We start from the raw sequence: 26,018 nt of genomic DNA on the forward strand, positions 1-26,018 counted from the left end.
GTGGGACAAGGGCGCGATCACGCCACCGGTCGGCGCCCCCTGGACAAGCGTCCCCCGCGGATCCGATCATGCTCATTCGACGAAAGTGGGGATCCGCACGTGCCGCGATGGCTGGACGAAATGACGCAAGCGGTCGCGGCCCTGTGCGGGACCCGAGCAGCCGAGCGTTCTTCCGAATCAATGAAGGACCGGCAATTCAAATACTTCGGCGATGTCGTCCATCTGGAGGACGGGTGGTACGCGCTGAGTACCTACGCACGCCAGGTCGGCCCGGACGATCTCACCGAAATGTGTCTGGCGCCGCGCAGTGGCCCCTCGGCCGCGGGCGACTCGACCTATCGCGTCATCTCCCACGTCGCGGAGACCGAACGACTGCGCCTCCAGGTGGGAGCGCACGCACCCGTTCACGGCCTCGGCCTGTGGGCCATGGGCCGGCCCGACGACTTTCTGGAGAAGAGCCTCCACGAGGCGCTCTGCGCCATCGATGACCCCGGCCTCGCCGAACAACTGGTCTCCGACCGGCTCAGCCCCGTGGCGCCGCTCACCAGCACGGCGTGCGCCGGCGTGCTCCAGGGAGCACAGGCACAGACCTATCTCGCCTGTACCACGCCGGGCATCCGGCTCGTGTGGGGGCCGCCCGGCACGGGGAAGACAACGGTGCTCAAACGCGCCATCGACCATCTCGCCTCCCGCAACAAGCGCGTGCTCCTCGTGTCCGGCACGAACATCGCGGTGGACAACGCGCTCGAAGGCGCTGTCAAGACGCGTACGGGACTGCTGCCCGGCGAGCTGGTCCGGGTCGGTACGCCCCACCTCGCCTCGGTCGCCGACGACCCCCGGGTCTGTCTCGCGCTGCTCGTGCAGGAACGGATCCGGGAGACGGAGGACCGCCGGGAACAGACGGAGAGCGAGCTTCTGGCCCTTCGCGACTCCCCGGTACTCACACGGCTCCGCAGCCTGGACGACGCCCTGTCGGGCTACGACCCCGAGGCGTACCGGCAGGCACACGACCGCCTCGCCCACGGCAGCCGCCTCGCAGCCCTGGCGGCCGACGTCGCCGACGCGGACACCGAGGTCAAGGAAGCGACCGGTCGCCGCGACCACGCTGCCGAAACGGTTCGGCGATGCGTCGCGGCCGAACGGGCGGTGGACGATCAGCGCGCCCAACTGACTGAAGTGGTCCGTCTGCGGGCGGTGCTCGACTCCATGGAGCAGGAACTGCTCCCCGCGCAGTCGGCGGCCCGCAAGGCGCGGCTCCCGCTGGAGAAGGCCCGGCAGGAGCTGGACACACTCGATCTGGAACAAGGCGTCAGGGCTCGCCTGCGCAACCGGAAACGACGTGCTGAACTCACGCAGGCGCTTCCGTCCCTGGTCGCCCGCCAGGTGAATCTCGCCGAGGCGGCCTCCCGGGCCGCCTCGGCGTTCGACCGTCAGCGTGAGCTCCTTGAGCCGCGCATCGGCGAACTGACACGTCTGGCCCACCCGGTCGACGCCGCCGAGCTGACGCGGCTCGCCGAGGCCACCGCACGGGCCCGCTCGTGTCTCGACGACACGGAGGACTCGCTCTCCGAAGCACGGCAGACGCATGACGGGCTGCGTGCGCGGTTCTCCTCCGCACAACAGCGGCAACCGGGGCCACTCCCCGACGACCGCACCACGGTGGACGCGGCGGACCGGGCCGACCTCCCGGCCATGGAGGCGAAGCGGACCGCCCTGCGCGGCAAGGCCGCGACGTCGCTGAAGCGCTGCCGGGACCTGGAGCAGCAACACGAGCAGCTGCTCAAGGAGATCAGCCGGCTCCGTGCCCGGGCGGAGCCCGACATCATCCGCAATGCGAAGGTCGTGGCGACGACCCTTGCCCGGATGCGGATCAACAAGGCGGTCGCGGCGGGCCCTTATGACGTCGTGCTGGTGGACGAGGCCGCCGCCGCTGCACTGCCGGAGCTGATCGTCGCAGTGGCCAAGGCCGGTGAAACCGCCGTCCTGCTCGGCGACTTCTGCCAACTCGGCCCGATCGAACACAGACGCACCCCGTCCGACACCAAGCTGTCGCGCTGGCTCACCCGCGACTGCTTCGCCGTGGCTGGCATAGGTACGCCGGACGAGGCCATGGCACACCCCGGCTGTGCCGCGCTGCTCACCACTCACCGCTTCGGGCCCGATCTCACCGAGCTGGTCAACCGCATCGCATACGGCAGCACGCTCCCCGACGGCCCGAGGCTCGATTCCGCCGTGGTGGAACGGAACCGGGAGGAGGATCCCGAGATCGTACTGATCACCACCGACCAACTCGGCGATGAGGGACTCGGCGTCGCCCACACCCCCAGGAAGGGCAGGGGGCGTTGGTGGACGGCAGGCAGTGTGGTCGCCCAAGCGCTCGCTGAACACCATCGTGACCAGGGGGAATCAGTCGGCATCGTGACCCCGTACAACGCCCAGGCCGACCTCACCCACGACTGGCTCGCCGATCAGGGCAGCCTGCACCGGTCACCGCCGGTCGAGGTCGGCACGGCGCATCGTTTCCAGGGCCGGGAGTTCGATGTCGTGGTGCTCGACCTCGTCGAGGACGGCAGGACACTCGGTTGGACCGGACTCGGAGATCTGGGCAGCAGCTCGGATTTCGCGCGCACGGGGGCACGGCTGTTCAACGTCGGAGCGACACGTGCCCGTCGGCGGGTCTACATCGTCGCAGCGTGGTCGGCCGTGTACCGGGCCGCGGCCGGAACCGTACTCGCGCACGTCCGGGAGATGGCCACACCCGGCCCGGACCGCCGCATTCTGGGTGTGCGGGCCGCGCATCTGCTCGGCATGGACGAGTCCGAGCTCTCCGCGGAGGATTCCACCGCGATTCAACGCGAGATCTGGCAGGCGTTCGACGGACATGTGCGGTGGGATGCCGTCTATGACGAGCACGACTACTTCCCCGCCGCGTTGGACGCCATCGACGCCGCCGAGGAGTCGATCTGGCTCTGGGCGCCCTGGTACTACACCCGGCTGTGGGATGTCCTGCCCCATCTGAACGCGGCCCGGCTGCGCGGTGTGCGCGTCGTCGTCTTCGTCGTCGAGGAATCGGACGAGGGTCTGCAACGGCAGCTGCGCCACCGCAATGCCGCCACCGCCGCCGACGCCGCCCGGCGACTTCCCGAACTGCGGGCGGGAGTGGGTCAGGTGGTGCACATCAGAACCATGCACCAGAAGATCCTCGTCGTGGACGAGCGGACGACCTTCCTGGGCAGCCTCAACACGCTGTCCCACAGTCCCCGGGGCAGCGGGGCCCGCCGCGAGATCATGGTCCGGTTCCGTGGCAGCCGCTTCGCCCGGACGCTGCTGGAACACGAACACGCCTCGGCCCTCTCCCGCCCGGCCGTATGCACACGATGCGGTTCCGAGATGGAAGCCGGGAAGTACAAGATCAGTCAGAAGAAGGCGCCACGGAGTCACTACTGGGTGTGGACCTGCCCCACGAAAGCCACCGACCCGCAGACCGGAAAGCTCCGTCCGTGCGGAGCGATGCGTGAAGTCCACCCGGAGGACGCCATGTTCGTACCGAAGCAGCGCCGGATCTGATCACCGGGCCTCACCGGCGCCCCCGCGTCCGAGCACCCGTCAGTCGCCGAGCACGACCGTGCGCTGGGCGGAGAAGTCGCCCCACTTCCCGTCGGGCAGCTTGGCGCGGAGCTTCATCGAGTAGCGGGTGCCGCGCGGCTCGGTGACGGTGAGGCGGTAGTGCGCCCGGCCCTTGGGCGGTGTGGCGCCCCAGACGATCGTGGTGGTCAGGCGGCCGCCGATGAAGAGCTGGTACGAGGGGATCTCGCCGCCCGTCTCCGGCTGCTGCCAGTCCAGGTCGATGGCGTACTCCTTGCCCTGGACACGGTTGCCGATCCGCAGGTCGGTGGGGGCGGTGCTCGCGGGTGCGCCCGGGGCGGCGGCGGTGGTGAGGTCGATGGCGTTGCTGTCCGGGGAAGAGGTGTCGGCGGCGTCGCGGGCGCGGACGGTGAAGGTGTAGACGGTGCCGGGGCGCAGACCGGTCAGATGTGCGGTGGTCCGGGCACCGGGCACGCTGTGGATCCGGGAGTCCTCCTGGTAGATGTCGTAGGAGGTGACACCGATGTCGTCCGTGGAGCCGCCCCAGGAGAGGTTCACCGCCCGGCTGCCGTCCACCGTTCCGCGCAGCTTCACCGGGCGGGTCGGCGGTTCGTGGTCGGCGGGGGTGGGCGCGGGTGTGGTGGCGCGTGCGGCGGTGCTCGGCGCGGAGAGGTTGCCGGCGGCGTCCCGGGCCCGGACGGTGAAGGTGTACGCGGTCGACGCGGTCAGCCCGTCGACGTCGATCATCACCTTGGCGGCGGGGACCGATTCGACCCGCCTGCCCTCGCGGTAGATCTCGTAGCCGGTGACCGCCCTGTCGTCGGAGGCCCGCTCCCACATGACATGCACGGAGGTGGCGCTGCTCGCCTGCGCCGTCACATGGCCCGGCACCGTCGGCTTGTGGGTGTCGGCCTCGGGGGCGGAGTCGCAGGCGGTGAGCGCGGCGAGGAGCAGGGCGGCGGAGCAGGCCGACGCGGCGGTTGCGTGGGGGCGTTGCACGGTCGTGCCTTCCGTCCGGAAGCAATGGTCCAGACCTGTATCGCATGGCGCGGGGGTCGCCGACAAGAGGGTGGAGCGGAAGCTTCCGCAATGTGGCGATGTGTACGGGCAGCCGATACGCATCGGTCGCACGTCGGTGTGTGGCCCATGTGCCGTACGGTCGGACGATGTTGTGCATACGCGGTGTTGTGCTGCCCGAGCGCGAGGAGCGCACGTTCTGGATCGACGGCGAGGTGCTCCGCGCGGGCGGTCCGCCCGGCGGGCTCGCCGGCCGGGACGCGGAGACGATCGTCGACGGCGGCTGGCTGCTGCCCGGGCTCGTCGATGTGCACACGCACCCGGGTGCGCTGGAGACGGACTCGCCGTTCGACGAGGAGTTGCTGCGCAGGCAGTTGGTCGAGCACCGGGACGCCGGGGTGCTCGCGGTGCGCACCCCGGGCACCGCGCGGCGGATGCCCGCGTGGGTGGCGGAGGACCCGGAGCTGCCGCAGGTGACGTCGGCGGGGCGGTGGCTGGCCACGCCCGGTCGGTTCTTCCCCGGCTTCGGACGCGATGTGAGCGAGGCCGGTCTGGCACGGGCGGCCGTGGAGGAGGCGGCGGCCTCGGGCGGCTGGTGCAAGGTCATCGGTGACTGGGCCGCCGACGAACCGGCCGTGCCGCTGCCGCTGCTGACCTCGGTGGTGGAGGCGGTGCACGCGGCCGGCGGCAAGGTGGCGGTGCACTGCCAGACCGCCGAGGGCACCCGCAACGCCGTACTGGCGGGCGCCGACAGCCTGGAGCACGGCATGCATCTCGACCCGGCGCTGCTGGACCGGATGGCCGCGCAGGGCACGGCGTTCGTGCCGACGCTGAGCGTGTTCGGCGCGAGGGAGGACGCGATGCGGGCCCGGGAGCCGAGCGTGCGCCGGGATCTGTGGCTGGCCGGCTGGGACACCATGCTCGGCAATGTGCGCGCGGCCCACGAGGCGAAGGTGACGGTGCTGGCCGGGACGGACTCCTTCCCGTGCGGGACGGTCGCGGGCGAGGTGGAGTGGCTGGTACGGGCCGGACTGCCGGCCCACGCGGCACTCGGCGCCGCGTCCTGGACCGCACGGACCTGGCTCGGGCTGCCCGGCCTGGTGGACGGCGCACCCGCCGATGTCGTCGCGTACGCCACCGACCCGACGCGCGACCCCGGTGCGCTGAACCACCCGAGCCGGATCGTGCTCCGTGGACGCGTCGTGCGATGAGCGATGAGTTCCGGGAACGGGTGGAGTCAGCACTGTATGGACACGCACCCGGAGACAACTCCCACGATCGACCTGGAGCCCGCCGCGCGGCAGATCGCCTCGCTGCTCCACGGCATCGACGAGCAGCAGCTCGACGGTCCGACTCCCTGTCCCGACTACGCCGTGCGCGAGCTGCTCGCCCATCTGGTCAGGCTGGCCACGGCGTTCCGTGACGCGGCGCGGAAGGACTTCGGCCCGACGACCGACACCGCTCCGGACGCGAGCGTTCCGGTCCTCGGTGACGACTGGCGCGAGGCGCTGCCGCCGCTGCTGGACGAGTTGGTGAGCGCCTGGCGGGATCCTGCCGCCCTGCGGGGCATGACCAGGGCGGGCAGCGTGGACCTGCCGGGTGAGGTGGCCCTGCTGGTCGCGCTGGACGAGCTGGTGATCCATGGCTGGGACCTCGCCCGGTCGACCGGGCAGAAGTACGAGGGGGACGAGGCGAGCCTTCGCGTCTCGCTGGCCATGCTGACGCCCGGCGACGACAACCCCCGGCCGGAGAGCATCTTCGGCCCGCCGGTCCCGGTCCCGGCCGACGCACCGCTTGTCGACCGGGCCGTCGCGATGAGCGGCCGCCGCCCGGACTGGGAGCCCGGCGACTGAGCGACGAGCGGGGAGGCCGCACCACCCGGAGGCCCCGGGCCGGCGGCGTGGACCGCGCGGATACGGTCAGGCTCCGGCCAGTGTCCGGGCCACCGCGCGTGCCTGTTCCCGCAGCCGTTCGTCGGCCGGGGCCATCCCCGACTCCAGGCCCGAGGCCCGCACCCGCAGGTCCCGTTCGGCCAGAGCGGTGAGGCGGCGGCGACCGTCCTCGGTGAGGGCGGCGGGTCCGAGTACGACCAGCGCCTCCAGCGCGGTCTCCGCATCGGCGTCCCGCTCCGCCGCGTCCAGGAGCAGCCCGGCCGTGCGGGGGCCGTCCAGGGACTCGGGCGCGATCGCGTGCAGGGCGAGCACCGCCGACGGAATCAGCATCGGCTCGATGAGCAGGCCCTCCAGCGCGGGGAGCAGCGTCCGGGCCGCGCCGCCGATGCCGGCGGCAGCCCGCACGGCACGGCCGAACGTCCGGCGCAGCCACATCGGCGCGGTCTCCGCCAGCACACCGGCGAGCACCGGCACCGCTTCCTCCGGGTCGCCGGTTATCCGCCACAGGGCCGCGGCGATCTCGACGTCGGCGTCCAGCTGCGGGATGTTGCGGTCGCCCGCCCGGTCGCTGAGCGCGGACCGGAGCGCGGGGACCAGGCCGGCCGCCTCCGGCCCCAGCCCGGCGGCGAGGCTCGCTGCCTCCCGCACCGCCGGACCGCCGGGGGTGAGCCGTGCGGCGACGGCCGCCCGCAGCGGGCCGGACTCCCCCGTCAGCTCGCGCACCGCCGTCGCCGCGGCGAGCCGGCCCTCCTCCGGGCCGGTGCGTGCCGCGGCGGTCAGGGCCTCCGCGGTCGCCTCCCGGTGCTCCGGCGGGCAGATCGCGGCCAGCGCCTTCGGTGCCGCCCCCGGGCAGAGCGGCAGCACGGCCAGCAGCTCGGGCAGGGCAGCCGATGCCCGGCTCCCCCACGCGCCGAGCAGGGAGACCAGCCGGATGGCCTCATCCGAGTGGGGACCGTCCGCCGCGGCCAGCCGGGTGCGGATCGCGTCCAGCAATTCCGGGTCGTACGGGAAGGAGGCCCCGGCCGCACCTGCGAACAGGAACCCGCATGCCGCGCGCAGCGCCCGTGGGCGCCGCTCCAGGTCACGGGCGAGGAGCGGGGCGGCCCGGTCGGGGTCCACGACGACGAGCGCCTCCAGCGCGCAGTCCGCCGGATCGCCCTCCCCCGCGGCGATCCGGGCCAGCACCGGAGCGGCCGCCGCGGCCCGGACGCCCAGCTTCGCGAGCAGCGAGTACGCCGGGGGCGCGTCCGCCGGGTCGGCGATCAGCGCCTCCACGGCACCGGACAGCCGCTCCGGCGCGCTGCGCGAGTACAGGCACGCCGTCTCGGCGGCCCACAGCGCCTCCTCCCGCGTCTCGGGGACCGCGCTGCGCAGGGCGGCGTCGAGCAGGGTGTACGCGGAGTCACGGTCGGCGTCGGTGTCGCGGCGCAGCAGCTCTTCGACGACGTACTGAAGTGGTTCGTTGCGCTCCAGGTCCAGCCGGTCCTCGACGAAGCCGTTCACCGGCAGGAGGGAGAGCATCGCCCCGTGGTGCGCGGACCCCCACGGCTGTCCGCCGTCCACGCAGGCCAGCAGAGCCGCGATCCGTACCTCGCCGGGCTGGTCCACGCCGATGGCCGCGGTCGCCGCGGCGGCTGTGCCCGCCGGGTCCAGATGCGCCATGGCGCCCAGGAGCTCGGCCCGTACCAGGGGGTCCGTCTCGGTGTCCCAGCACCGGTGGAGCACCGGCAGTACCCGCTCCGCCGCGCCGGTCATCGCGGCGGCCCACACCGCCGCGCGCCGGAGCCCCGGGTCCTCGGCGTCGACCGTCGAGAGGATCAGCGCCAGCTCACCGACGACGGCCGCCCGGCAGGCGGCTTCGTCGCTGTCACCGTCGTCCGCCCCGCCCTCGGCTATCCCGCCGAGCAGCACCAGCAGGTCCTCCGTGCGGCACCCGGCCCCGGCGAGCCGGGCGAGGTACGGAACGGCGCGGGCGGTGGCCTCGTAGACCGAACCCTGGTGCAGGATGCTGCCGTACAGCTCGGAGACCGCCTCGGACGCGGCCTCCTCGCTCTCCCCGGCGAGCGCCCGCAGATGACCGGGAACGTCCGCCGCGCTCCCGTAGGCATGCTGGAGATCCGCCCAGGGCTGGGCGTCGACGTCGGCGAGGAACGGTACGAGATCCATGAAGCGGATCCTGTCACCCGGCACTGACAACACCTGGCGGCCGGTTCCCGGTTGCCCGGGACTACGGCCCGACACTCCCGTCCCGCACGCCGGCCCGACACCCCCGCCCCGCGCGCCGTTTCGACGACGTCTTCCCCGGCCGACGCTCCTCAGCTGGTGAAGAACTCCGTGATCTGCTGGGCGACCTGGTCGGGGTGGACCTCGTGCACCCGGTGGCCACCCCCGATCGTGATCAGCCGGCAGTCCGGGATCAGCGCGGCCATGTCCTGCAGCCGCCCCTGGGGCATGGTGGACTCCGGGCCGCCCGAGATCATCAGCGTCGGCGCGACGATCTCACCGAGGCCGGCCGCCCACTCGGGGTCGGGATCGGCCACCTCGGCCCGGATCGGAGCGACGACGGCCGAGTCGTAGTCCACCGGCCCTTCCGGCTCCGCGGCCGGCTTCCGCTCGCTCGGGAACGGCGGCGGGGTCTCCACCAGTACCAGCCGCTCCACCCGGTCCGCGTGCTCCTGAGCGAGCAGATGGGCGACGACGCCGCCCATGGAGTGGCCGACCAGACCGACCCGGTCGAGCTCGCACTCGTCCAGGAAACCGAGGACGTCGTCCCGCATCAGCTCGAAGGAGTACTCGTCCGGCCAGTCGCTCTCGCCGTGACCGCGCAGGTCCAGGGCGTACACCCGCCACTGTTCGCCGAGCAGGCTGCCGGCCGCCTCCCAGCTCGCGGCGGAGGCGCCGAGGCCGTGCAGCAGGACCACGGGCGAGCCGAAGGGGTCGCCCCAGGTCCGGTACGCGAGCCGTACGTCGCCGACATCCACTACAGACTGATCTTCCATGCCCATGACGCTACAGGCGCACGGGCGAAGATCGTTCCGCCGCCTCCGCGATGGCCCCGGCCGGACGGTGTGTGGCGGCGTTTTCCGGATTCGGTGCCGCTCAAACCCGTGATCGGCGGGCGCGGGAAGCGTCCGCCCGGTACCTGCGCACGCCGGGGCACCGGCTGCATGACCTGCGCCTTCGCTCCTGCCCGAAGTCCGGTCCGGAGCCGTGACCGGCCGGCGGGCGGCGCCGTTGGGCTGATGGACGGCTCACGCCGACGTGGGCCGGAATACGGAGGAGAGAACCACATGATGAAGAAGTTGATGCTGGCCGCGGCGGTGCTGACCGCCGGCCTCGGGCTGGCCGTGAGCCCCGCCGCCCAGGCCGCGCAGAGCACCGCCGCCGTGCAGGCCGTGAAGGCACCGGCCGCGGTCTGCACCGTCAACGACAACGGGGTGAACTTCCGCGGCGGACCGGGCACCGACTACCCGGTCCTGGGTTCGGTGAACCGGGGCCAGAACCTCAACTACCGCGGCCAGCAGGGCAACTGGGTCATGGGTGACCTGTGGGGCGGCCCGACCGGCGTCTGGATCCACGTGGCCTACCTCGACTGCTGAGGCCGCCTCGGCACCCCGGCCCGCAGGCCGGACCGTCTCTCGGCCCCGCATCGCGCCTGCCGCGCGGTGCGGGGCCTCCCGCATCCCGGGAGAAGCCGCCCAGCCACCACACCGCCGGTCCCGGTCGGCCGACGCCCCGAAGCCGTTCCCCGAAGACCCGCTATCGTCACCTCGGTGATCATCGAGGACGACTTGAACCCGATGACGCTCGTCGCCGGGCTGCTTCGGCCGGCCTGGCGTCACGACCTGTACCGGACATTGGACACCCCGGACGACAACACGGCACTGCGGAACGCGATCGACCGCGCGGCGTCCGGGGCGGAGACATCCGCCGCGCAGCTGCGTCAGATCGTCGAGACCTTGGTCGCCGAGGGGCAGGAGTGGCTCGGGAAGGGGTTTGTCCACAACCCGAACATGTCCGAGGAGTACCTCCTCGAACTGTGTGACCGTGGCGTGCTCACCGGCGTATTGGGGCACTGCGCCGGGCCGCGCAGCCTTCTGGTCCGTATGTGCGAGGTCCACCGGTACCCGGAGTCGGTTCTGACGCTCGGGCTGGGGTTCTACCGCGATCCCGACATCCGGCCCGACGAGTTCGCCGCCTTCGTCCGTCGGTACCGCGATGTGTCCGGCGGCTGGCTGCTGCGGGCGCTCGCCGAGGTCGATCCGGACTCGACGGTCAAACTGGCCGCGTACGAGGCCGCCCTCGACGGGGCGCCGGCAGTGGGAGATGCCGGGCGGAAGGCGATCGCCTTCCACGCCCGGCATCTGGCGAACGCCGCGAGCAGCGACGCCGGCCGGCTCGCGCGGTTCCTCGACCGGCACACCGACGCGCAGGTCCTCACCCTCCTGCTGGAGTCGTGCGTCCCGGACCCGGTCCGCGGCGAACTGCTCGAATCCCGCGCCCGGGACTCGACCGACCCGAGCGTTTCCGACGCGCTCCGGCGCCGGAAGCACCGCAGGGAGGCGTCCAGTCCGTCCCTGGCTCCCGAGGCCGCTGCCGTACTCGCCGCGACCGGTGCCCCGGACGTCCTCGTCCTGCTGGCCGCGAACCCGCGTACCCCGCCTCCGATCCTGCGCGAGTTGAGCGCCATGCGGGCGTCGCACGGCGCCCGCGCCATCCGCGACGCCGCCACGCGCACCCTCCACCTCGCCCGCCGGGCCGCGGGCCGGCCGGAGTTCTGACATCGGGCCGGCACCGGCCCGACTTCTCAACTCCCCTGTGCCAGAGGGGTGTACGGCCGCCCCACACTCTGATAGGAAAGCTTCCTAACAGACCGTCGGAACGAAGAACTCCCTTTGGAGGACTGGTGCACGCTCCCCCTAAGCGCGCCGCACGTCGCAACAGCCGCCCCGTGCGCATCACGGTCATCGCGGTCGGACTGGCCCTCACGGCCATTCCCGTCACCGCCTACGCCGGTGGCCTCTCACACCAGGCGGCCCCCACGGCAGCGGCGGCTCCGAAGGCCGCCGCCGCGACCGGGCTGGACGATCCGGCGAAGAAGGAGATCGCCATGCAACTGGTCTCCAGCGCCGAGAACTCCTCCCTCAACTGGAAGTCCCAGTACAAGTACATCGAGGACATCGACGACGACCGCGGCTACACCGCGGGCATCATCGGCTTCTGCTCCGGTACCGGCGACATGCTCGACCTCGTCGAGCTGTACACCGAACGCAAGCCGGACAACGTCCTCGCCAAGTACCTCCCCGCGCTGCGGAAGGTCAACGGCACCCCCTCGCACAGCGGTCTCGACCCGAACTTCACCAAGGACTGGGCGAAGGCCGCCTCCGACTCCGCGTTCAAGAAGGCTCAGGACGACGAGCGGGACCGGGTCTACTTCAACCCTGCCGTCAAGCAGGGCAAGGCCGACGGCATCGGCACGCTGGGCCAGTTCGCGTACTACGACGCCATCGTCATGCACGGCGACGGCGGCGACAGCACCGGCTTCAGCTCCATCCGCAAGCGGGCCCTCTCGAAGGCGAAGCCGCCGTCCCAGGGCGGCAACGAGGTCACCTACCTCAACGCCTTCCTCGACGCCCGCGTCTGGGCGATGAAGCAGGAGGAAGCCCACGAGGACACCAGCCGGGTGGACACCGCCCAGCGGGTCTTCCTGAAGAAGGGCAACCTGAACCTGGACCCGCCGCTCGACTGGAAGGTGTACGGCGACAGCTTCCACATCGGCTGACGCACCCCGCGGAACACGGCCGTGGCGCGTACGGCGGCACCCGCGAGGGTGTCCGTACGCGCCACGGCGCTCCGCCGGCCGATCCGGCCGATCCGGCCTGCACTGATCCGATCCGCCCGGTACCGGCCGGGGCGGATCAGTGTGCGGCCACCGGGTCCGCCGCTGCCGGGCCCTGCTCCCGCTCCGACGGTTCCGGATCCGGATCCGGCTTCCTGCCGAGGTGGTTGAAGGCCAGGTTGAGCACGATCGCCACCACGCAGCCGGTCGAGATCCCGGAGTCGAGCACCCCCAGCAGGTCCTTCGGGAACGAGTGGTAGAACTCCGGCGCGGCGATCGGGATCAGGCCGATGCCCACGGCCGCGGCCACGATCAGCGCGTTCTCGCCCTTCTCCAGCGCGGCGGTCGCCAGGGTCTGGATGCCGCTCGCGGCGACCGAGCCGAAGAGCACGATGCCCGCACCGCCGAGGACCGGCAGCGGTACGAGCGCGATGACGGACGCCGCGACGGGGACCAGGCCGAGCACGATCAGGATGCCGCCGCCGGCCGCCACCACGAAGCGGCTGCGGACCTTGGTCATCGCGACGAGCCCGATGTTCTGGGCGAAGGCACTGCACATGAAGCCGTTGAAGAGCGGGCTGACGGCGCTGCCCAGGGTGTCGGCGCGCAGTCCGCCCTCGATGGTCCGCTCGTCCGCCGGCCGGCCGACGATCCTGCCGAGCGCGAGCATGTCCGCGGTGGACTCGGTCATGCAGACCAGCATCACGATGCTCATGGAGACGATCGCGGCGATCTCGAACTGCGGCGCCCCGAAGTGGAAGGGCGTCGGGAAGCCGATCGGGTCGGCGTCCTTGATGGCGCCGAAGTCGGTGATGCCGACCGGGATCGCGATCAGGGTGCCGACGATCAGTCCGAGCAGGATGGCGATCTGCTGGAGGAAGCCGCGCAGCAGTTTGCGCAGGGCCAGAACGATCACCAGGGTGACGGCGGCCATGGTGATGTTGGTCGTGGAGCCGTAGTCCGCCGCCGTGGCGTTGCCGCCCTGGGACCAGTTGAAGGCGACCGGCAGCAGCGAGACACCGATCAGGGTGATCACGGTGCCGGTGACCACGGGCGGGAAGAAGCGGACCAGTTTGCAGAAGTACGGGGCCAGCAGGAAGCCCAGCAGGCTGGCGACGATGATCGCGCCGAAGATGACGGCGATGCCGTCGTGCCCACGGTCCTTGCCGATCGCCACCATCGGGGTGACCCCGGCGAACGAGACGCCGTTGACGAACGGCAGCCGGGCGCCTATCCGCCAGAAGCCGAGGGTCTGGAGCAGGGTGGCGATGCCCGCGGTGAACAGGCTCGCCCCCATCAGGAAGGCGGTCTCCTTGGCGGTGAGGCCCACGGCGGGCCCCACGATCATCGGCGGGGCCACCACACCCGCGTACATCGCGGCCACGTGCTGGAGGCCGCTGGTGAACATCTTCAGTGGGGGGAGCGTCTCGTCGACCGGGTGCTTCCGGTCCGGCGGGGCCGGATCGGGGGCGGCGTCGAGATGCGGTTGTCCATCGGATCCTGCGACTGCGTCGTTGCGAAACCTGGGCTTTGCTGCCACGGCGGTTCCTCCGGTCGGGTACACGTCTGCGGTGACGTGGGTGTCAGGGAGGTGGTGCAAGTGGTGCGTTGGAGCAGGTGGGGCAGGTCGTGCAGCTGGTGCGGGCAGCTTTGGTCACCGGTGCGGGGGCGCGTGCGTCACAGGCACGCGCCCCCGCACCGGCTGCCATGGACCCCGCTCGGGTCCACGGCGGCCGGTCGAGGGCCGTCCCCCTCGGCCGGCCGGTATCGGGGGTGCCGCGGAGGGTCAGGCTCCGGCGGCGATCTGCGCGAGGCGGCGGGCCTCGTCACGGGTGGCCCGGGCGATGGCGTCCTCGTCCGCGGTGATCAGGTGGTTGTCCTCGACGACCGGCTTGCCGTCGACGAGGGAGAGCGTGACGGGGGCCGCCGCGCCGAAGACGAGCGCGGTCACCGGGTCGGCGATGGAGGCGTGGGCGAGGGTGTCGAGCTTCCAGAGCACCAGGTCGGCGAGCTTTCCGGGCTCCAGTGAGCCGATCTGGCCGGCGCGGCCGAGTACCTGGGCGCCGCCGTACGTTCCCAGGCGCAGCGCCTGGCGCGCATTGAGGGCCTTCTCGCGGTGGGCGCCGAGGCGGTTGATGAGCAGGGCGTTGCGCAGCTCGGTGTGGAGTTCGCCGGACTCGTTGGAGGCGGTGCCGTCGACGCCGAGACCGACCGGGACGCCGGCCGCGAGCATGTCGGGGACGCGGGCGATGCCCGCGGCGAGCCGGGCGTTGGACGAGGGGCAGTGCGCGACGCCGGTTTTGGTGCGGGCGAAGGCGGCGATGTCGGAGTCGTTCATGTGGACGCAGTGCGCCATCCACACGTCCTCGCCGAGCCAGCCGGTGGACTCGAAGTAGTCGGTCGGCCCCATCCCGAACAGCTCGTGGCAGAATTTCTCCTCCTCCACGGTCTCCGAGCCGTGGGTGTGCATGCGCACTCCCTTGCGGCGGGCCAGTTCGGCGCCCTGGCGCAGCAGTTCGGTGGAGATGGAGAACGGGGAGCAGGGTGCGGCCGCGACCTGGGTCATCGCGTCGAACGAGGCGTCGTGGTGCGCGTCGATGGTCGCCTCGGTGCCGGCCAGCGCGCCTTCGAGGGTCTCCACGGCGAAGTCCGGCGGCAGCCCGCCGTCCTTGACGCTGCGGTCCATGGACCCGCGGGCGAGGGTGAACCGTACGCCCATGTCACGGGCGGCCCCGATGATGGCGCCGGACAGGTCGCCGGACCCCCGCGGGTAGACGTAGTGGTGGTCCATGGCAGTGGTGACGCCGCCGCGGGCCATCATGGCCAGCGAGCCCTGGGCGGCGGCGCGGACCATCGGCTCGTCGATGCGTGCCCAGGTGGGGTAGAGGGCGACCAGCCAGTCGAACAGGTTGTGGTCGGTGGCCAGGCCCCTGGTGATCCACTGGTAGAAGTGGTGGTGCGTGTTGATCAGGCCGGGGGTGACCAGGTGTCCGGTGCCGTCGATGCGGCGTACGACGTTCGCCAGGTTCTCGGGGGCCCGGCCGGCGCCGACGGATTCGATGCGGTTGCCCGCGACGACGACATGGCCCGAGGCGTACTCGGTGTCGTCGGCGTCGACGGTCGCGATCGAACAGTTCTCGATGACGATGCGTTCCACATGCTCAGGGGCTGCCGATGCTGCCATGGTGCTTCCTTCTCTTTCCGGCGGTGTGGGCACGGCAGGACCCTAGGAGGATTTGAGTGCCACGGCCTGGCGGCCGTGGGTGCCGAGATGGTGGAAGAACAGGTTGAGCAGGACCGCGACGAGCGCTCCGGCGCTGATGCCGGAGCCCAGTACGGTCTGCGCCCAGGACGGGAATCCGGCGTAGAAGCCGGGCGCGGCGAGCGGGATGATGCCCGCGCCGAGTGCCACGGCGACCAGGATGATGTTGGAGCTGTCGTCGAGTCCGGCCTCGGAGAGGGTACGGATGCCGCTCACCGCGATCGAGCCGAACAGTACGATGCCGGCGCCGCCGAGCACGGGCATCGGCACCGTGGAGACCACCGCGCCCAGCACCGGGAAGACGCCGAGGACCAGCAGTGCGCCGCCGGCCGCGGCGACGACGTAGCGGCTGCGGACCTTGGTCAGTGAGACGACGCCGACGTTCTGGGCGAAGGCGGAGGTGGGGAAGCCGCCGAAGACGGGGCCGAGGAGGGTGGCGATGCCGTCGGTGCGCAGGCCCCGGGTGATGGTCCTGCCGTCGGTCTCGCGGTCGCAGATCTCGCCGATGGCGAGCATTCCGGCGCTGGACTCCGTCATCAGGACGAGCGTCACCAGGCAGAGCGAGATGATCGCGGCGGGCTGGAACTCGGGGGCGCCGAACGCGAAGGGTGTGGGCAGCGCGGCGACGGGGGCCGAGCGGAACGCGCCGAAGTCCGCCATGCCGAACGGGATCGCGGCCAGGGTTCCGGTCAACAGGCCGAGCAGCAGGGCGACTTGCTTGACGAAGCCGCGGCCGAAGCGCTGGATCAGCAGGATGACGAGGAGTGTGAAGGCGGCGAGTGCCAGGTATTTCATGTCTCCGAAGCCGACGGCGGTCTTGTCGCCGCCCTGGGCCCAGGCGACCGGCACCGGCATCAGGGTCACTCCGATGAGGGTGATGACGACGCCTGTGACGAGCGGCGGGAAGAAGCGCAGGAGCCTGCCGAAGAAGGGCCCGATGGCGAGACAGAAGATGCCGGCGACCATCACCGCGCCGTAGATGGGGGGGAGTTGGTCCCCCGTGGCGTTGGTCTCGGCGATGGCGAGCATCGGCGCGATGCCGGCCGAGGAGGCGGCGTTGACGAAGGGCAGCCGGTTGCCGACGAGGCCCTTGACCCCGAGGGTCTGCAGGAGGGTGGCCACACCGGCGATGAGCAGACTCGCGGCGATGAGCCGGGTCTGGCCCGCGGTGTCGAGGCAGACGGCCTGGCCGATGATGAGCGGGGGCGTGACCACTCCCGCGTACATGGCGGCGATGTGCTGGAGCGCGGCGGGGACGAGCCGCGAGGGGTGGAGCTTCTGGTCGACCGGGTGGACCTCGGGTCCTTCCGGTCGGGTGGAACACGGGCCTTCTGCCGGCCCTTTTGCAGGCGTTGCCATGGCTGGTTGTTCCCTCCGGTGTGGCGCATCCCCGCCGACTGCGGGCGGCGGGGATGCGCGCCCCGCGTCAGAGGTTGGTCATGTCGACCGGGATGTGCGGCTCGCAGCCGTCGCGCAGGATGGTGGCCTCGATCAGGCCGTAGGGGCGGTCGGCGGCGTAGTACACGGCGCCGTCCTTGGCTTCGTTCTCCAGCCCGAAGGCGGAGAGGTCCTGCCGGAAGTGGTGCTTGTTGGGGGCGGAGAAGCGGATCTCGTCGATCTCGCTGCGGCTGTTGATGACCCGCGAACCCATCTGGTACAGCGTCTGCTGGAGCGAGAGCGAGTACGTCTCCACGAACGCCTGGAGGATGTGCTTCCTGGCCTGTTCGTAGGACTTCTCCCACTGCGGCATGCGCTGCTCGTCAGAGGTCCAGTTGTGCCGCCACCACGTCGACAGGGAGGTGGCGAGGATGCGGTCGTAGTCCTCCTGGAGCGTCGTGTACTTGTCCTTGATGTAGCCCCAGAACTCGGAGTTCGTGGTGTTCATCACGGTCAGGTCCTTGAGCCCGGACAGGACTTCGAACTTCGCCTCCCCGTCGCCTCCGGCGGAGTAGGTGATCTGCGCGAGGCGGGTCTCCTGGCCCTTGCGTACGAAGGAGTGCTTGACCTCGTCGGCGCCGATGAACCTGGAGTTGCCGTCGGAGCCGGCGATGCGCTCCCAGGCGTACTCCTCGATGCGGATGCGCGCGCGGTGGATCGAGGGCTGGCTGTCCACGAAGTGCCGGGCGAGGTGGATGCCGTACTGCTCGGCCGACTCGATGCCGTGTTCCTTGGCGAACGCGAAGCAGGTGTTCTTCGTGGTGTCCGTCGGAAGGCAGTTGGCGTTCGAACCGTTGTAGTGGACGTCGGCCAGGTCGCCGGAGAGGGCGACGGAGACGTTCAGGTCCTTGATGTGGTGGGTGTCGCCGTCCCTGGTGATCTTGACGACGCGGTTCTCTGCTTTGCCGTACTGGTTCTGGCCGAGAATCGTGGGCATGTCTGCTAGCTCCCTCGGTAAACGGAGTAGCCGAACGGGTTGAGCAGCAGCGGTACGTGGTAGTGCTCGCCCGGTACGACGGCGAAGGTGATCGCCACTTCCGGGAAGAAGGCACCGCTGTCCCTTACGCGGGGGGCGTCCTGCTGCGCCTCGGCTTGCTTCTTGGCTGCGAAGTACGCCTCGGTCTCGAAGCCGAGACGTACGTGGGTGGTGCCCTCCGGCAGCGCCGGCAGGTCCTTGCATCGCCCGTCCGCGTCGGTCGCGGATCCGCCGAGCGTCGCCCATGGTGCGCCGCCGCCGCTGCGGGCGGCGAGCGTGACGGCGACGGCCGCGGCGGGGCGGCCGATGCTGGTGTCCAGGATGTGGGTGGACACCGATGCGGTGGTGTCGGTGCTCAAGACCGTCACTCTCCTTCGGTTACGAGACGGGTCAGCCGGATGCGGTTGATCTTGCCCAGCTCGGTGCGCACAATCCCGCGCTCCTGCTCGGGCGAGTTCCCGATCCGGGACTTCACCGCGTCGCGCATCTGCTCACCGGTGGCTCCGGTGGCGCAGATCAGGAAGACATGTCCGAACCGCTCCTGGTAGGCCAGGTTCAGTTCGAGCATCTCGGCCCTGAGTTCCTCGGTGGCGCCGGCCATCCCCCGCTGTTCGCGGGAGGAGGTCGGGTCTCCGGGCTTCGGGCGGCCGATCGGCGGATGACCGGCCATCGCGTCGGCCAGCTCCTCGGTGGTCAGTGCGTCCGTGGCGGCGTCGCCGGCGCGGAGGAGGGCTTCGGCGGTGGCGTACGGGCGTCGGGAGAGGATCGCTCTTCCCCATGCCGCGCTGGCGCACACCTCGTGCAATGCGGTGGTGGCCTCGCCGTCCGCCAGGGTGTTGAACCGGGCGAGGCCCGGCGTGGAGCTCGAAGTCACGGGAGCCTCCGTGGCTGTTTTCGCTGTGCGTTTTCCGCTTCGCGTCGGTCGGGCTGCGGATAGCTAACGCCCTCCACAACACCACGTCAACACTTTGTTGAAATTACGCGAATGTAAAAAGCCGTCGCCCGGTACTCCGGACGACGGCCCTCCGCGGCCTTGCACGGCCTTCGCTCACCTACCGCCTCAACTACTCGCCTTTGGCTGCATTTTCCCTGTTCAGGTAGTTGTAGATGGTGAAGCGGCTGACCCCCAGCGCGCCCGCCACCGTCTCCACGCCGTGCCGCACGGAGAAGGCACCACGTGCCTCCAGGGTCCGCACCACCGACTGCTTGGTCCTGCGGTCCAGCTCGGCGAGCGGCGTGCCGTACCGGCGTTCCATGGCGGCCAGGATGTGCCCGAGCGACTCCGAGAGCTGAGGCAGCCGGACGGCTATGACGTCCTCGCCCTCCCAGGCCAGTACGACGTCGTCGGGCTCGGCCAGCTCGGGTCCGAGCAGTTCGGCGCCCATGGCGTCGACGAGCGGCTTGACCGCGGTGACGAGCGGGTGGTCGGCCGGTTCGGTCACTGGGAGTCCTCCCCGACCACGTTCACCTGGAGGGACACCCGGGTGGCACCCGATGCCAGGGCGCGGCGCAGCAGCGAGTCCACCGCGGTGAGCACTTCGTCCGCGCCGCCCTCCGCGGTGTTGCCGAAGGGGCCGACGTCCACGGCGTCCAGATCGGCCGACTGGATGACCTCGCGGGCCACGACCGCGTGGGCGGGCGCCTCGTCGAGATCGAAGGGCTCGGTGGTGAACTCCACTCTCAAGCGCACTGTGCCTCCCTCATGCGTTCGCCGCGTCGCTGTGAAGCCCCGCGGCTCGCGCCCGACCCTAACGGACCCGCGCCGGGGCCGTGGGGCGATCGATCCGCCCTCGGCGACCGGCCGGTCGCACGCCCGCGTACGGCAGTATGCAGACGGCGACCGGGGCGGCGAACGCCTCACCCGTGCGGGTCAGGCCGCCGTCGCGGGAACCGACCCGGAAGACCGTCACCGTGCCGGACCTCTGGTTGGCCGCGAAGAGCAGCTTCCCGTCGGGCGAGAAGGCGATCTGCCGGGGGAAGTCGCCGCCGACGGGCACGGTGCCGAGCAGCCGGAGCACGGCCCCGTCGTCCTCCACGGCGTAGCGGGTGAGGCTGTTGTGCCCCCGGTTGGCGAGGTAGGCGAACCGGCCGTCGCCGGTGACCAGGAACTGCGCGGGGTAGCTGGTGCCCGGCCCGGTCCCGGTGGGCTGCGGGGTGCCCGGGGAGAGGGTGCCGGTGGCCGGGTCGTAGCCGCAGACGACCGCCGTGTTGTCGACCTCGCAGGCCAGGTAGGCGTGGCGGCCGCCGGGGTGGAACGTGAGGTGCCGGGGTCCGGCGCCGGGGCGCAGCGCCGCGCGGGAGACCTGGTCCAGGGTGCCGCGCCGTTCGTCCAGCCGGTACGTGTACACGGTGTCGTTGCCGAGGTCGACGGCGAGGACGTGGCCGCCGTCGGGGGTGGTGACGATCTGGTGGGCGTGCGGCCCGTCCTGGCCGGGGCCGGGCGGCGGGCTGTCGTGGGCGACCAGGTCGGTACGCTCCCCCAGCGATCCGTCGCCCCCGATGGGGTGCACCGCGACGCTGCCCGAGGTGTAGTTCGCGCTGAGCAGCCACTTTCCCGTGGGGTGGACGGACAGATGGGTGGGTCCGGCCCCGCCCGTGGCGCGTGTGCCCAGCACCCGGTGGCCGCCGTCCGGCGACAGGGCCACGGCGGTCACACCGCCCTGTTCCTGTTCGTCGACCGCGTAGACGGTGCTGCCCGAGGGGTGCATGGCCAGGTACGAGGGGTTGGCGACGCCCGCGATCACCGGTCCCGCGGTGATCGCCCCGGTGGCGGCGTCGTAGCCCGCCGTCCCGATTCCGGTACCGCCGCCCTCGGCGGAGGTGTAGGTGCCGATCAGCAGGCGCGGGGTGGTGCGCGGGCGCGGGCCGACCGCGGTGGCGGGATCCGGCGCGGGGAGCGGGGAGCGGGGCGGCACGGGAGCCGCCGACAGGGCCGCGCCCGCGAGGAGCGCTCCGAGGACGGCGCGCCGGCTGGTGGCGTGGTTCATGCGAGGCACCTCGTGTGGGGGTCGGCTGCATCGGATCGCACCGCAACCCTGGCGCGCCCCGGACCCCGTCGGCAACCGGCGCAATTGGGGGCCCACCTTGCGCAACCCGCACGAAGCACCTGACGAAGGACCTCGGCCCGAATTCCGGGCGCCCCCTTGACAGTCTCCGCAGCTCCGAGGCAATCTTCCGTAACGTAGAAACTAACTTCCGCAATACGGAAGGAGCGCCGAACCCTCATGGGCTACCCGGACCAGCGCTTCGATGTGAACCTTTCGATCCTCTTCACGGAACTCCCGCTCCTGGAGCGTCCCGCGGCCGCCGCCGCGGCCGGCTTCACGGCGGTCGAGCTGTGGTGGCCCTGGATCGAGACCCCCACCCCTCCGCAGGCCGAGCTCGACGCCCTCAAGAAGGCACTCGACGACGCGGGCACGCAGTTGGTGGGACTGAACTTCTACGCCGGACAGCTGCCCGGCCCCGACCGCGGCGCGCTCTCCGTGCCCGGCACGGAGTCGGACCGCTTCCGCGCCAATATCGACGTGGCGGCCGGCTTCGCCGCCTCGGTCGGCTGCAAGGCGCTGAACGCGCTGTACGGCAACCGCGTAGACGGCGTGGACCCGGCGGTACAGGACGAACTCGCCCTGGAGAACCTGGTGTCCGCCGCCCGTGCGGCCGACCGGATCGGGGCGGTACTCCTGATCGAGACCCTCAACGAGCCGGAGTCGCCGCGCTACCCCCTGGTGAGCGCACCGGCCGGGATCGAGATCGTCGACAGGGTCAACGCGGCGACGGGTCTCGGGAACGCGAAGTTCCTGCTGGACCTCTACCACCTGTCGATGAACGGCGAGGACCTGAGCCGGGTCGTCGCGGCGTACGCCGGGAAGACCGGCCACGTCCAGATCGCCGACAACCCGGGGCGCGGCGCGCCGGGCACCGGCTCGCTCCCGCTGGAGCAGCTCCTGGACGAGCTGACGAAGGCCGGTTACGACGGCTGGGTCGGCCTGGAGTACAAGCCGGGCGACCGGCCGAGCGCCGAGGCCTTCGAGTGGCTCCCGGCCACCGCGCGGGCCGCCCGCTGAGGGCGGCGGACTCCCCCTCGTACACACGCTTATCGGAAGGCACCCTCATGAGCAACAACCTCCCCAAGGTTGCGTGGATCGGACTCGGCATCATGGGCTCCCCCATGTCCGAGAACCTGATCAAGGCCGGGTACGACGTCACCGGTCACACCCTGGAGCAGGCGAAGACCGACCGGCTGGTCGCGGCCGGCGGCACCGGCGCGGGTTCGGTCGCCGAGGCGGTCCGGGACGCCGATGTCGTCATCACGATGGTGCCCGCCTCCCCGCAGGTCGAGGCCATCGCCTACGGCCCCGACGGCATCCTGGAGAACGCGAAGCGCGGCGCGCTGCTGATCGACATGTCGTCGATCACCCCGCAGACCTCCGTGGACCTCGCGAAGAGCGCGAAGGACAAGGGAATCCGGGCGCTCGACGCCCCGGTCTCCGGCGGCGAGGCCGGTGCCGTCGAGGCGGCGCTGTCGATCATGGTCGGCGGCGAGCAGACCGACTTCGACGAGGCCCGGCCGATCTTCCAGGCGCTCGGCAGGACCATTGTGCTGTGCGGTCCGCACGGCTCCGGCCAGACGGTGAAGGCCGCCAACCAGCTGATCGTCGCGGTCAACATCCAGGCCTGCGCCGAGGCCGTGGTCTTCCTGGAGAAGTCCGGCGTCGACCTCGCCGCCGCGCTGGACGTGCTGGGCGGCGGACTGGCCGGCTCGACCGTCCTGACCCGCAAGAAGGACAACTTCCTGAAGCGGGACTTCGCACCGGGCTTCCGGATCGACCTGCACCACAAGGACATGGGCATCGTCACGGACGCCGCCCGCAATGTCGGTGCCGCGCTGCCCGTCGGCGCCGTGGTCGCCCAGCTCGTCGCCTCGCTGCGCGCGCAGGGCGACGGCGGCCTGGACCACTCGGCGCTGCTGCGCTCGGTCGAGCGCCTGTCGGGCCGGCCCGTCCAGGCCTGACCGGCCCGGCACCCCCAGAGACTTCCGGACGGCGTCGCCGCCGACACCTGTCCTGTCGCGCCCAGGCGTCGGCGCCGTCCGGAACACCAGCCACCAAATTCAACAAACTGTTGACGTCGGGTTCGGGGCGTACTTACGCTCCTGGAGCCCCGAGCCGTCGCAGTTCAGCAGCTCCCGTACGGAAGGTCGCCCCGACACCATGACGCAGCGTGTGCTTACGACCGAGTCAGGCGCCCCGGTCGCCGACAACCAGAACTCCGCCACCGCCGGTGTCGGTGGCCCGATCCTCCTCCAGGACCAGCACCTGCTGGAGAAGCTGGCCCGCTTCAACCGGGAGCGCATCCCGGAGCGCGTGGTCCACGCCCGCGGCTCCGGCGCGTACGGCTACTTCGAAGTGACCGACGACGTCACCGGCTTCACCCGCGCCGACTTCCTCTCCGCCGTCGGCAGGCGCACCGAGACGTTCATCCGCTTCTCCACCGTCGCCGACTCGCTGGGCGGCGCGGACGCGGTGCGCGACCCGCGCGGCTTCGCCCTCAAGTTCTATACGGAGGAGGGCAATTACGACCTGGTCGGCAACAACACCCCGGTGTTCTTCATCAAGGACCCGATCAAGTTCCCCGACTTCATCCACTCGCAGAAGCGCGACCCGTTCACGGGCCGTCAGGAGCCGGACAACGTCTGGGACTTCTGGGCCCACGCGCCCGAGGCCACGCACCAGGTCACCTGGCTGATGGGCGACCGCGGCATCCCCGCCTCGTACCGCCACATGAACGGCTACGGCTCGCACACCTACCAGTGGACGAACGCCGAGGGCGAGGCCTTCTTCGTCAAGTACCACTTCAAGACGAACCAGGGCGTGCGGTCCCTCTCCAGCGAGCAGGCCGCCGAACTCGCGGGCAAGGACGGCAGTTCGCACCAGACGGACCTGCTCCAGTCCATCGAGCGCGGGATGAACCCGTCCTGGACGCTGTACGTGCAGATCATGCCGGCCGCCGAGGCCGCGGACTACCGGTTCAACCCGTTCGACCTGACCAAGGTGTGGCCGCACAGCGACTACCCGCTCCAGCGGGTGGGCCGGCTGGTGCTGGACCGCAACCCGGACAATGTCTTCGCCGAGGTCGAGCAGGCCGCGTTCTCCCCGAACAACTTCGTGCCCGGCATCGGCCCCTCGCCGGACAAGATGCTCCAGGGCCGGCTGTTCGCCTACGCGGACGCGCACCGCTACCGGCTGGGCGTCAACCACACCCAGCTCCCGGTGAACGCGCCGCGCACCGCCGTCGTCGACCACTACGGCCGCGACGGGCTGCACGCCACCCGCAACGGCGCCCGCCACGACAAGAACTACGAGCCCAACTCGTACGCGGGCCCGGCCCAGACCGGCGCCGCGCTCTCCGCCCCGCTCGCGATCCACGGCTGGACCGGCACCCATGCGGCCCCCGCCCACCCCAAGGACGACGACTTCTTCCAGGCGGGTGAGCTGTACCGGCTCATGTCCGAGGACGAGAAGGGCCGTCTGGTCGCGAACATCGCCGGGGGCCTGTCCCAGGTCACCCGCGACGACGTGATCGAGAAGAACCTCGCCCACTTCCACGCCGCCGACGCCGACTACGGCAGGCGCGTGGAGGAGGCGGTCCGCGCGCTGCGCGAGGACTGAGCCTCCCACCGAGCCCTGCTCGTGCCGCGCACCCGGATGAGGGGTGCCGCGCGGCGCGGGCAGGACGAGGGGGTGTCTGGCGGATCCGCGCAGGAGAAGGAGCGGTGTCTGGTGCGTGCGATCGCAAGGCGCCGGGAAGTCCTCGTAGCGGAGCTACTAGGGCTTTTCGGCAACGCCGCGAGCGTGCGTGCCGGACACCGCGACGCTGCGGGGAGCTGTCAGACACCCCCTTGGGCCGCGGCGGTTGTGCGATGCCAGTGCGGTGGTACGTGGGCGGGCGGCCCGGTCACCTGACCTGAAGGCCCCGGACGGCCCCCCCTTCGCGCCTCCGCCGCGGCCCCTGTTTTCCCTGAACCAGGGCGTGGAGTACGGATACGGTCCCGTACTCCACGCCCTTTTCTGTGCCGTGGTGCATGGTGACCCTTGTACGTCTGCACGGCCGTCTCCCGTTCTCGACGCCCGGGTGACCGAGGCGAACGTGGCGGGCAGAGCGCACCTCCCCGCAGATGATCTCGCCGAGCTGATCCGGGCGTACGGCCTCAACGAAGTACTGAACCGACACCACCTCGCCGATGACCTCATGAACGTGAACTGGCGGCTGGACACCCGCACAGTGAGGTTCGCCCTCAAGCGCGCCACGGACGTGCCGCTGAATCGACTGCGCCGCACCCTCGCGGTCCTTCCTCTCCTGGCTTCGTACGGCGTTCCCGTATGTACCCCGCTCCTCACCGCCCACGGCGACGTGATCGCCGAGGTCCGCGGCGGCGCCTACTGCCTCTTCCCCTGGTCAGCCGGCGAGCACATGCACGGAACCGACCTGTCGCTGACGCAGACGTTCAAGCTCGGCACACACCTCGCGGAACTCCATACGGCACTCGGCCGTGCTGCCGATGAGACGGGGATGCCTGCGGTACCGGCCTCGGTCACCGCCGAGGTGACCGAGGCCGGCCTGGCCGTCCGGAAGGCTGACCGGCTTGCGGGAGCGGTGCTGGCCCAGGGCGCGGGCGACGCTTTCGACAGGGCAGCAGGTACTGCCCTCGCGGAGCGCAAGGTCCTCCTCGACAAGCACGCCCACCTACGCCCCGAGAGGGGCATCCCTGCAGGCCCGCATGGCTGGACGCACGGTGACTTCCAGTACCTTCACTAGGCAAGTGGGTTGTCGGGATGACACCTGTCGGGGCTTGGGTCAGCCGCTCGGGCTCGACGAGCCACGGTGGGGAGGTTGGGTTCCACCCCAGGGTGAGCCTGAAACCCGCTACCAGATGACCTTGAAGCCCTGACGAGGAGGCCGCGCGGCCTGGCCCGCCCCCACGTCCGGCTGTCATCGGTGTGATGCGAGAAC

22 protein-coding genes are annotated in these 26,018 nt (G+C 71.2%); 10 read left to right on the forward strand and 12 right to left on the reverse strand.

What is annotated here, in order from left to right:
• The first annotated feature begins 180 nt into the window (after window positions 1-180).
• Window positions 181-3,567 (forward strand): AAA domain-containing protein, encoded by a 3,387-nt coding sequence (locus tag ABZ622_RS27995; protein WP_360547736.1) that lies wholly within the window; start codon window positions 181-183, stop codon window positions 3,565-3,567.
• Between the two features lie 39 nt (window positions 3,568-3,606).
• Here ABZ622_RS27995 and ABZ622_RS28000 read toward each other — a convergent pair whose 3' ends face one another.
• The gene (locus ABZ622_RS28000; protein WP_360547738.1) at window positions 3,607-4,584 is read right to left on the reverse strand and encodes a fibronectin type III domain-containing protein; all 978 of its coding nucleotides are present in this window, start codon (window positions 4,582-4,584) and stop codon (window positions 3,607-3,609) included.
• Window positions 4,585-4,751: 167 nt separating this feature from the next.
• Between ABZ622_RS28000 and ABZ622_RS28005 the strand changes: the two genes are divergently transcribed.
• Together ABZ622_RS28005 and ABZ622_RS28010 are read left to right on the forward strand one after the other, a co-directional pair.
• Complete coding sequence (locus ABZ622_RS28005) at window positions 4,752-5,813, forward strand: amidohydrolase family protein (protein WP_360547740.1); 1,062 nt, start codon at window positions 4,752-4,754, stop codon at window positions 5,811-5,813.
• A gap of 36 nt (window positions 5,814-5,849) precedes the next feature.
• Window positions 5,850-6,455 carry a TIGR03086 family metal-binding protein gene (locus ABZ622_RS28010; protein ID WP_360547742.1) on the forward strand — a complete coding sequence of 202 codons (606 nt, stop codon included), beginning with the start codon at window positions 5,850-5,852 and terminating at the stop codon, window positions 6,453-6,455.
• Between the two features lie 66 nt (window positions 6,456-6,521).
• On the opposite strand, the gene ABZ622_RS28015 is transcribed toward ABZ622_RS28010, so the two are convergent.
• Window positions 6,522-8,660 (reverse strand): hypothetical protein, encoded by a 2,139-nt coding sequence (locus tag ABZ622_RS28015; RefSeq protein WP_360547744.1) that lies wholly within the window; start codon window positions 8,658-8,660, stop codon window positions 6,522-6,524.
• Window positions 8,661-8,809: 149 nt separating this feature from the next.
• Window positions 8,810-9,493, reverse strand: coding sequence for an alpha/beta hydrolase (locus tag ABZ622_RS28020; protein WP_360547746.1), 684 nt, complete (start codon window positions 9,491-9,493; stop codon window positions 8,810-8,812).
• A gap of 291 nt (window positions 9,494-9,784) precedes the next feature.
• On the opposite strand from ABZ622_RS28020, the gene ABZ622_RS28025 reads away from it, so the two are divergent.
• From ABZ622_RS28025 to ABZ622_RS28035, 3 genes are all read left to right on the forward strand, one after another.
• On the forward strand, window positions 9,785-10,093 hold the full coding sequence (locus tag ABZ622_RS28025; RefSeq protein ID WP_360547748.1) for an SH3 domain-containing protein: 309 nt from the start codon (window positions 9,785-9,787) through the stop codon (window positions 10,091-10,093).
• Window positions 10,094-10,267: 174 nt separating this feature from the next.
• Complete coding sequence (locus ABZ622_RS28030; RefSeq protein ID WP_360547750.1) at window positions 10,268-11,275, forward strand: hypothetical protein; 1,008 nt, start codon at window positions 10,268-10,270, stop codon at window positions 11,273-11,275.
• Window positions 11,276-11,400: 125 nt separating this feature from the next.
• Window positions 11,401-12,276 carry a chitosanase gene (locus ABZ622_RS28035; RefSeq protein ID WP_360547752.1) on the forward strand — a complete coding sequence of 292 codons (876 nt, stop codon included), beginning with the start codon at window positions 11,401-11,403 and terminating at the stop codon, window positions 12,274-12,276.
• Between the two features lie 136 nt (window positions 12,277-12,412).
• Here the strand turns inward: ABZ622_RS28035 and ABZ622_RS28040 are convergent, their stop codons facing one another.
• From ABZ622_RS28040 to ABZ622_RS28080, 9 genes are all read right to left on the reverse strand, one after another.
• A complete protein-coding gene (locus ABZ622_RS28040) occupies window positions 12,413-13,873 on the reverse strand; it encodes a nucleobase:cation symporter-2 family protein (protein WP_360547754.1) in 1,461 nt (486 codons plus the stop codon).
• A gap of 246 nt (window positions 13,874-14,119) precedes the next feature.
• Window positions 14,120-15,517 (reverse strand): 8-oxoguanine deaminase, encoded by a 1,398-nt coding sequence (locus ABZ622_RS28045; RefSeq protein WP_360547756.1) that lies wholly within the window; start codon window positions 15,515-15,517, stop codon window positions 14,120-14,122.
• A gap of 42 nt (window positions 15,518-15,559) precedes the next feature.
• On the reverse strand, window positions 15,560-16,954 hold the full coding sequence (locus ABZ622_RS28050; protein WP_360547758.1) for a nucleobase:cation symporter-2 family protein: 1,395 nt from the start codon (window positions 16,952-16,954) through the stop codon (window positions 15,560-15,562).
• Between the two features lie 67 nt (window positions 16,955-17,021).
• Window positions 17,022-17,969, reverse strand: coding sequence for a factor-independent urate hydroxylase (gene pucL / locus ABZ622_RS28055; RefSeq protein ID WP_360547760.1), 948 nt, complete (start codon window positions 17,967-17,969; stop codon window positions 17,022-17,024).
• 5 nt (window positions 17,970-17,974) lie between these two features.
• A complete protein-coding gene (gene uraH, locus ABZ622_RS28060) occupies window positions 17,975-18,367 on the reverse strand; it encodes a hydroxyisourate hydrolase (protein WP_360547762.1) in 393 nt (130 codons plus the stop codon).
• Window positions 18,368-18,372: 5 nt separating this feature from the next.
• A complete protein-coding gene (uraD, locus tag ABZ622_RS28065; RefSeq protein ID WP_360547765.1) occupies window positions 18,373-18,882 on the reverse strand; it encodes a 2-oxo-4-hydroxy-4-carboxy-5-ureidoimidazoline decarboxylase in 510 nt (169 codons plus the stop codon).
• Between the two features lie 190 nt (window positions 18,883-19,072).
• The gene (locus ABZ622_RS28070; protein ID WP_360547768.1) at window positions 19,073-19,450 is read right to left on the reverse strand and encodes a helix-turn-helix domain-containing protein; all 378 of its coding nucleotides are present in this window, start codon (window positions 19,448-19,450) and stop codon (window positions 19,073-19,075) included.
• Window positions 19,447-19,698: a hypothetical protein gene (locus ABZ622_RS28075; protein WP_266687880.1), complete on the reverse strand. Its 252-nt coding sequence runs from the start codon at window positions 19,696-19,698 to the stop codon at window positions 19,447-19,449. The genes ABZ622_RS28070 and ABZ622_RS28075 overlap by 4 nt, the downstream gene beginning before the upstream one ends.
• Window positions 19,699-19,756: 58 nt before the next feature.
• Complete coding sequence (locus tag ABZ622_RS28080) at window positions 19,757-20,995, reverse strand: lactonase family protein (protein ID WP_360547770.1); 1,239 nt, start codon at window positions 20,993-20,995, stop codon at window positions 19,757-19,759.
• A 237-nt stretch (window positions 20,996-21,232) separates the two neighbouring features.
• Between ABZ622_RS28080 and ABZ622_RS28085 the strand changes: the two genes are divergently transcribed.
• From ABZ622_RS28085 to ABZ622_RS28100, 4 genes are all read left to right on the forward strand, one after another.
• Window positions 21,233-22,072 (forward strand): TIM barrel protein, encoded by an 840-nt coding sequence (locus tag ABZ622_RS28085; protein ID WP_360547772.1) that lies wholly within the window; start codon window positions 21,233-21,235, stop codon window positions 22,070-22,072.
• Window positions 22,073-22,119: 47 nt separating this feature from the next.
• The gene (locus tag ABZ622_RS28090; protein ID WP_360547774.1) at window positions 22,120-23,019 is read left to right on the forward strand and encodes a 2-hydroxy-3-oxopropionate reductase; all 900 of its coding nucleotides are present in this window, start codon (window positions 22,120-22,122) and stop codon (window positions 23,017-23,019) included.
• Window positions 23,020-23,218: 199 nt separating this feature from the next.
• Window positions 23,219-24,676, forward strand: coding sequence for a catalase (locus ABZ622_RS28095; protein WP_360547776.1), 1,458 nt, complete (start codon window positions 23,219-23,221; stop codon window positions 24,674-24,676).
• A 463-nt stretch (window positions 24,677-25,139) separates the two neighbouring features.
• Entirely contained in the window at window positions 25,140-25,823 is a 684-nt protein-coding gene (locus ABZ622_RS28100) for a phosphotransferase (RefSeq protein ID WP_360547778.1), read from the forward strand.
• The last annotated feature ends 195 nt before the right edge of the window (window positions 25,824-26,018 follow it).

It is taken from the genome of Streptomyces sp. NPDC007164, assembly GCF_040634135.1.
Lineage (GTDB): Bacteria > Actinomycetota > Actinomycetes > Streptomycetales > Streptomycetaceae > Streptomyces > Streptomyces sanglieri.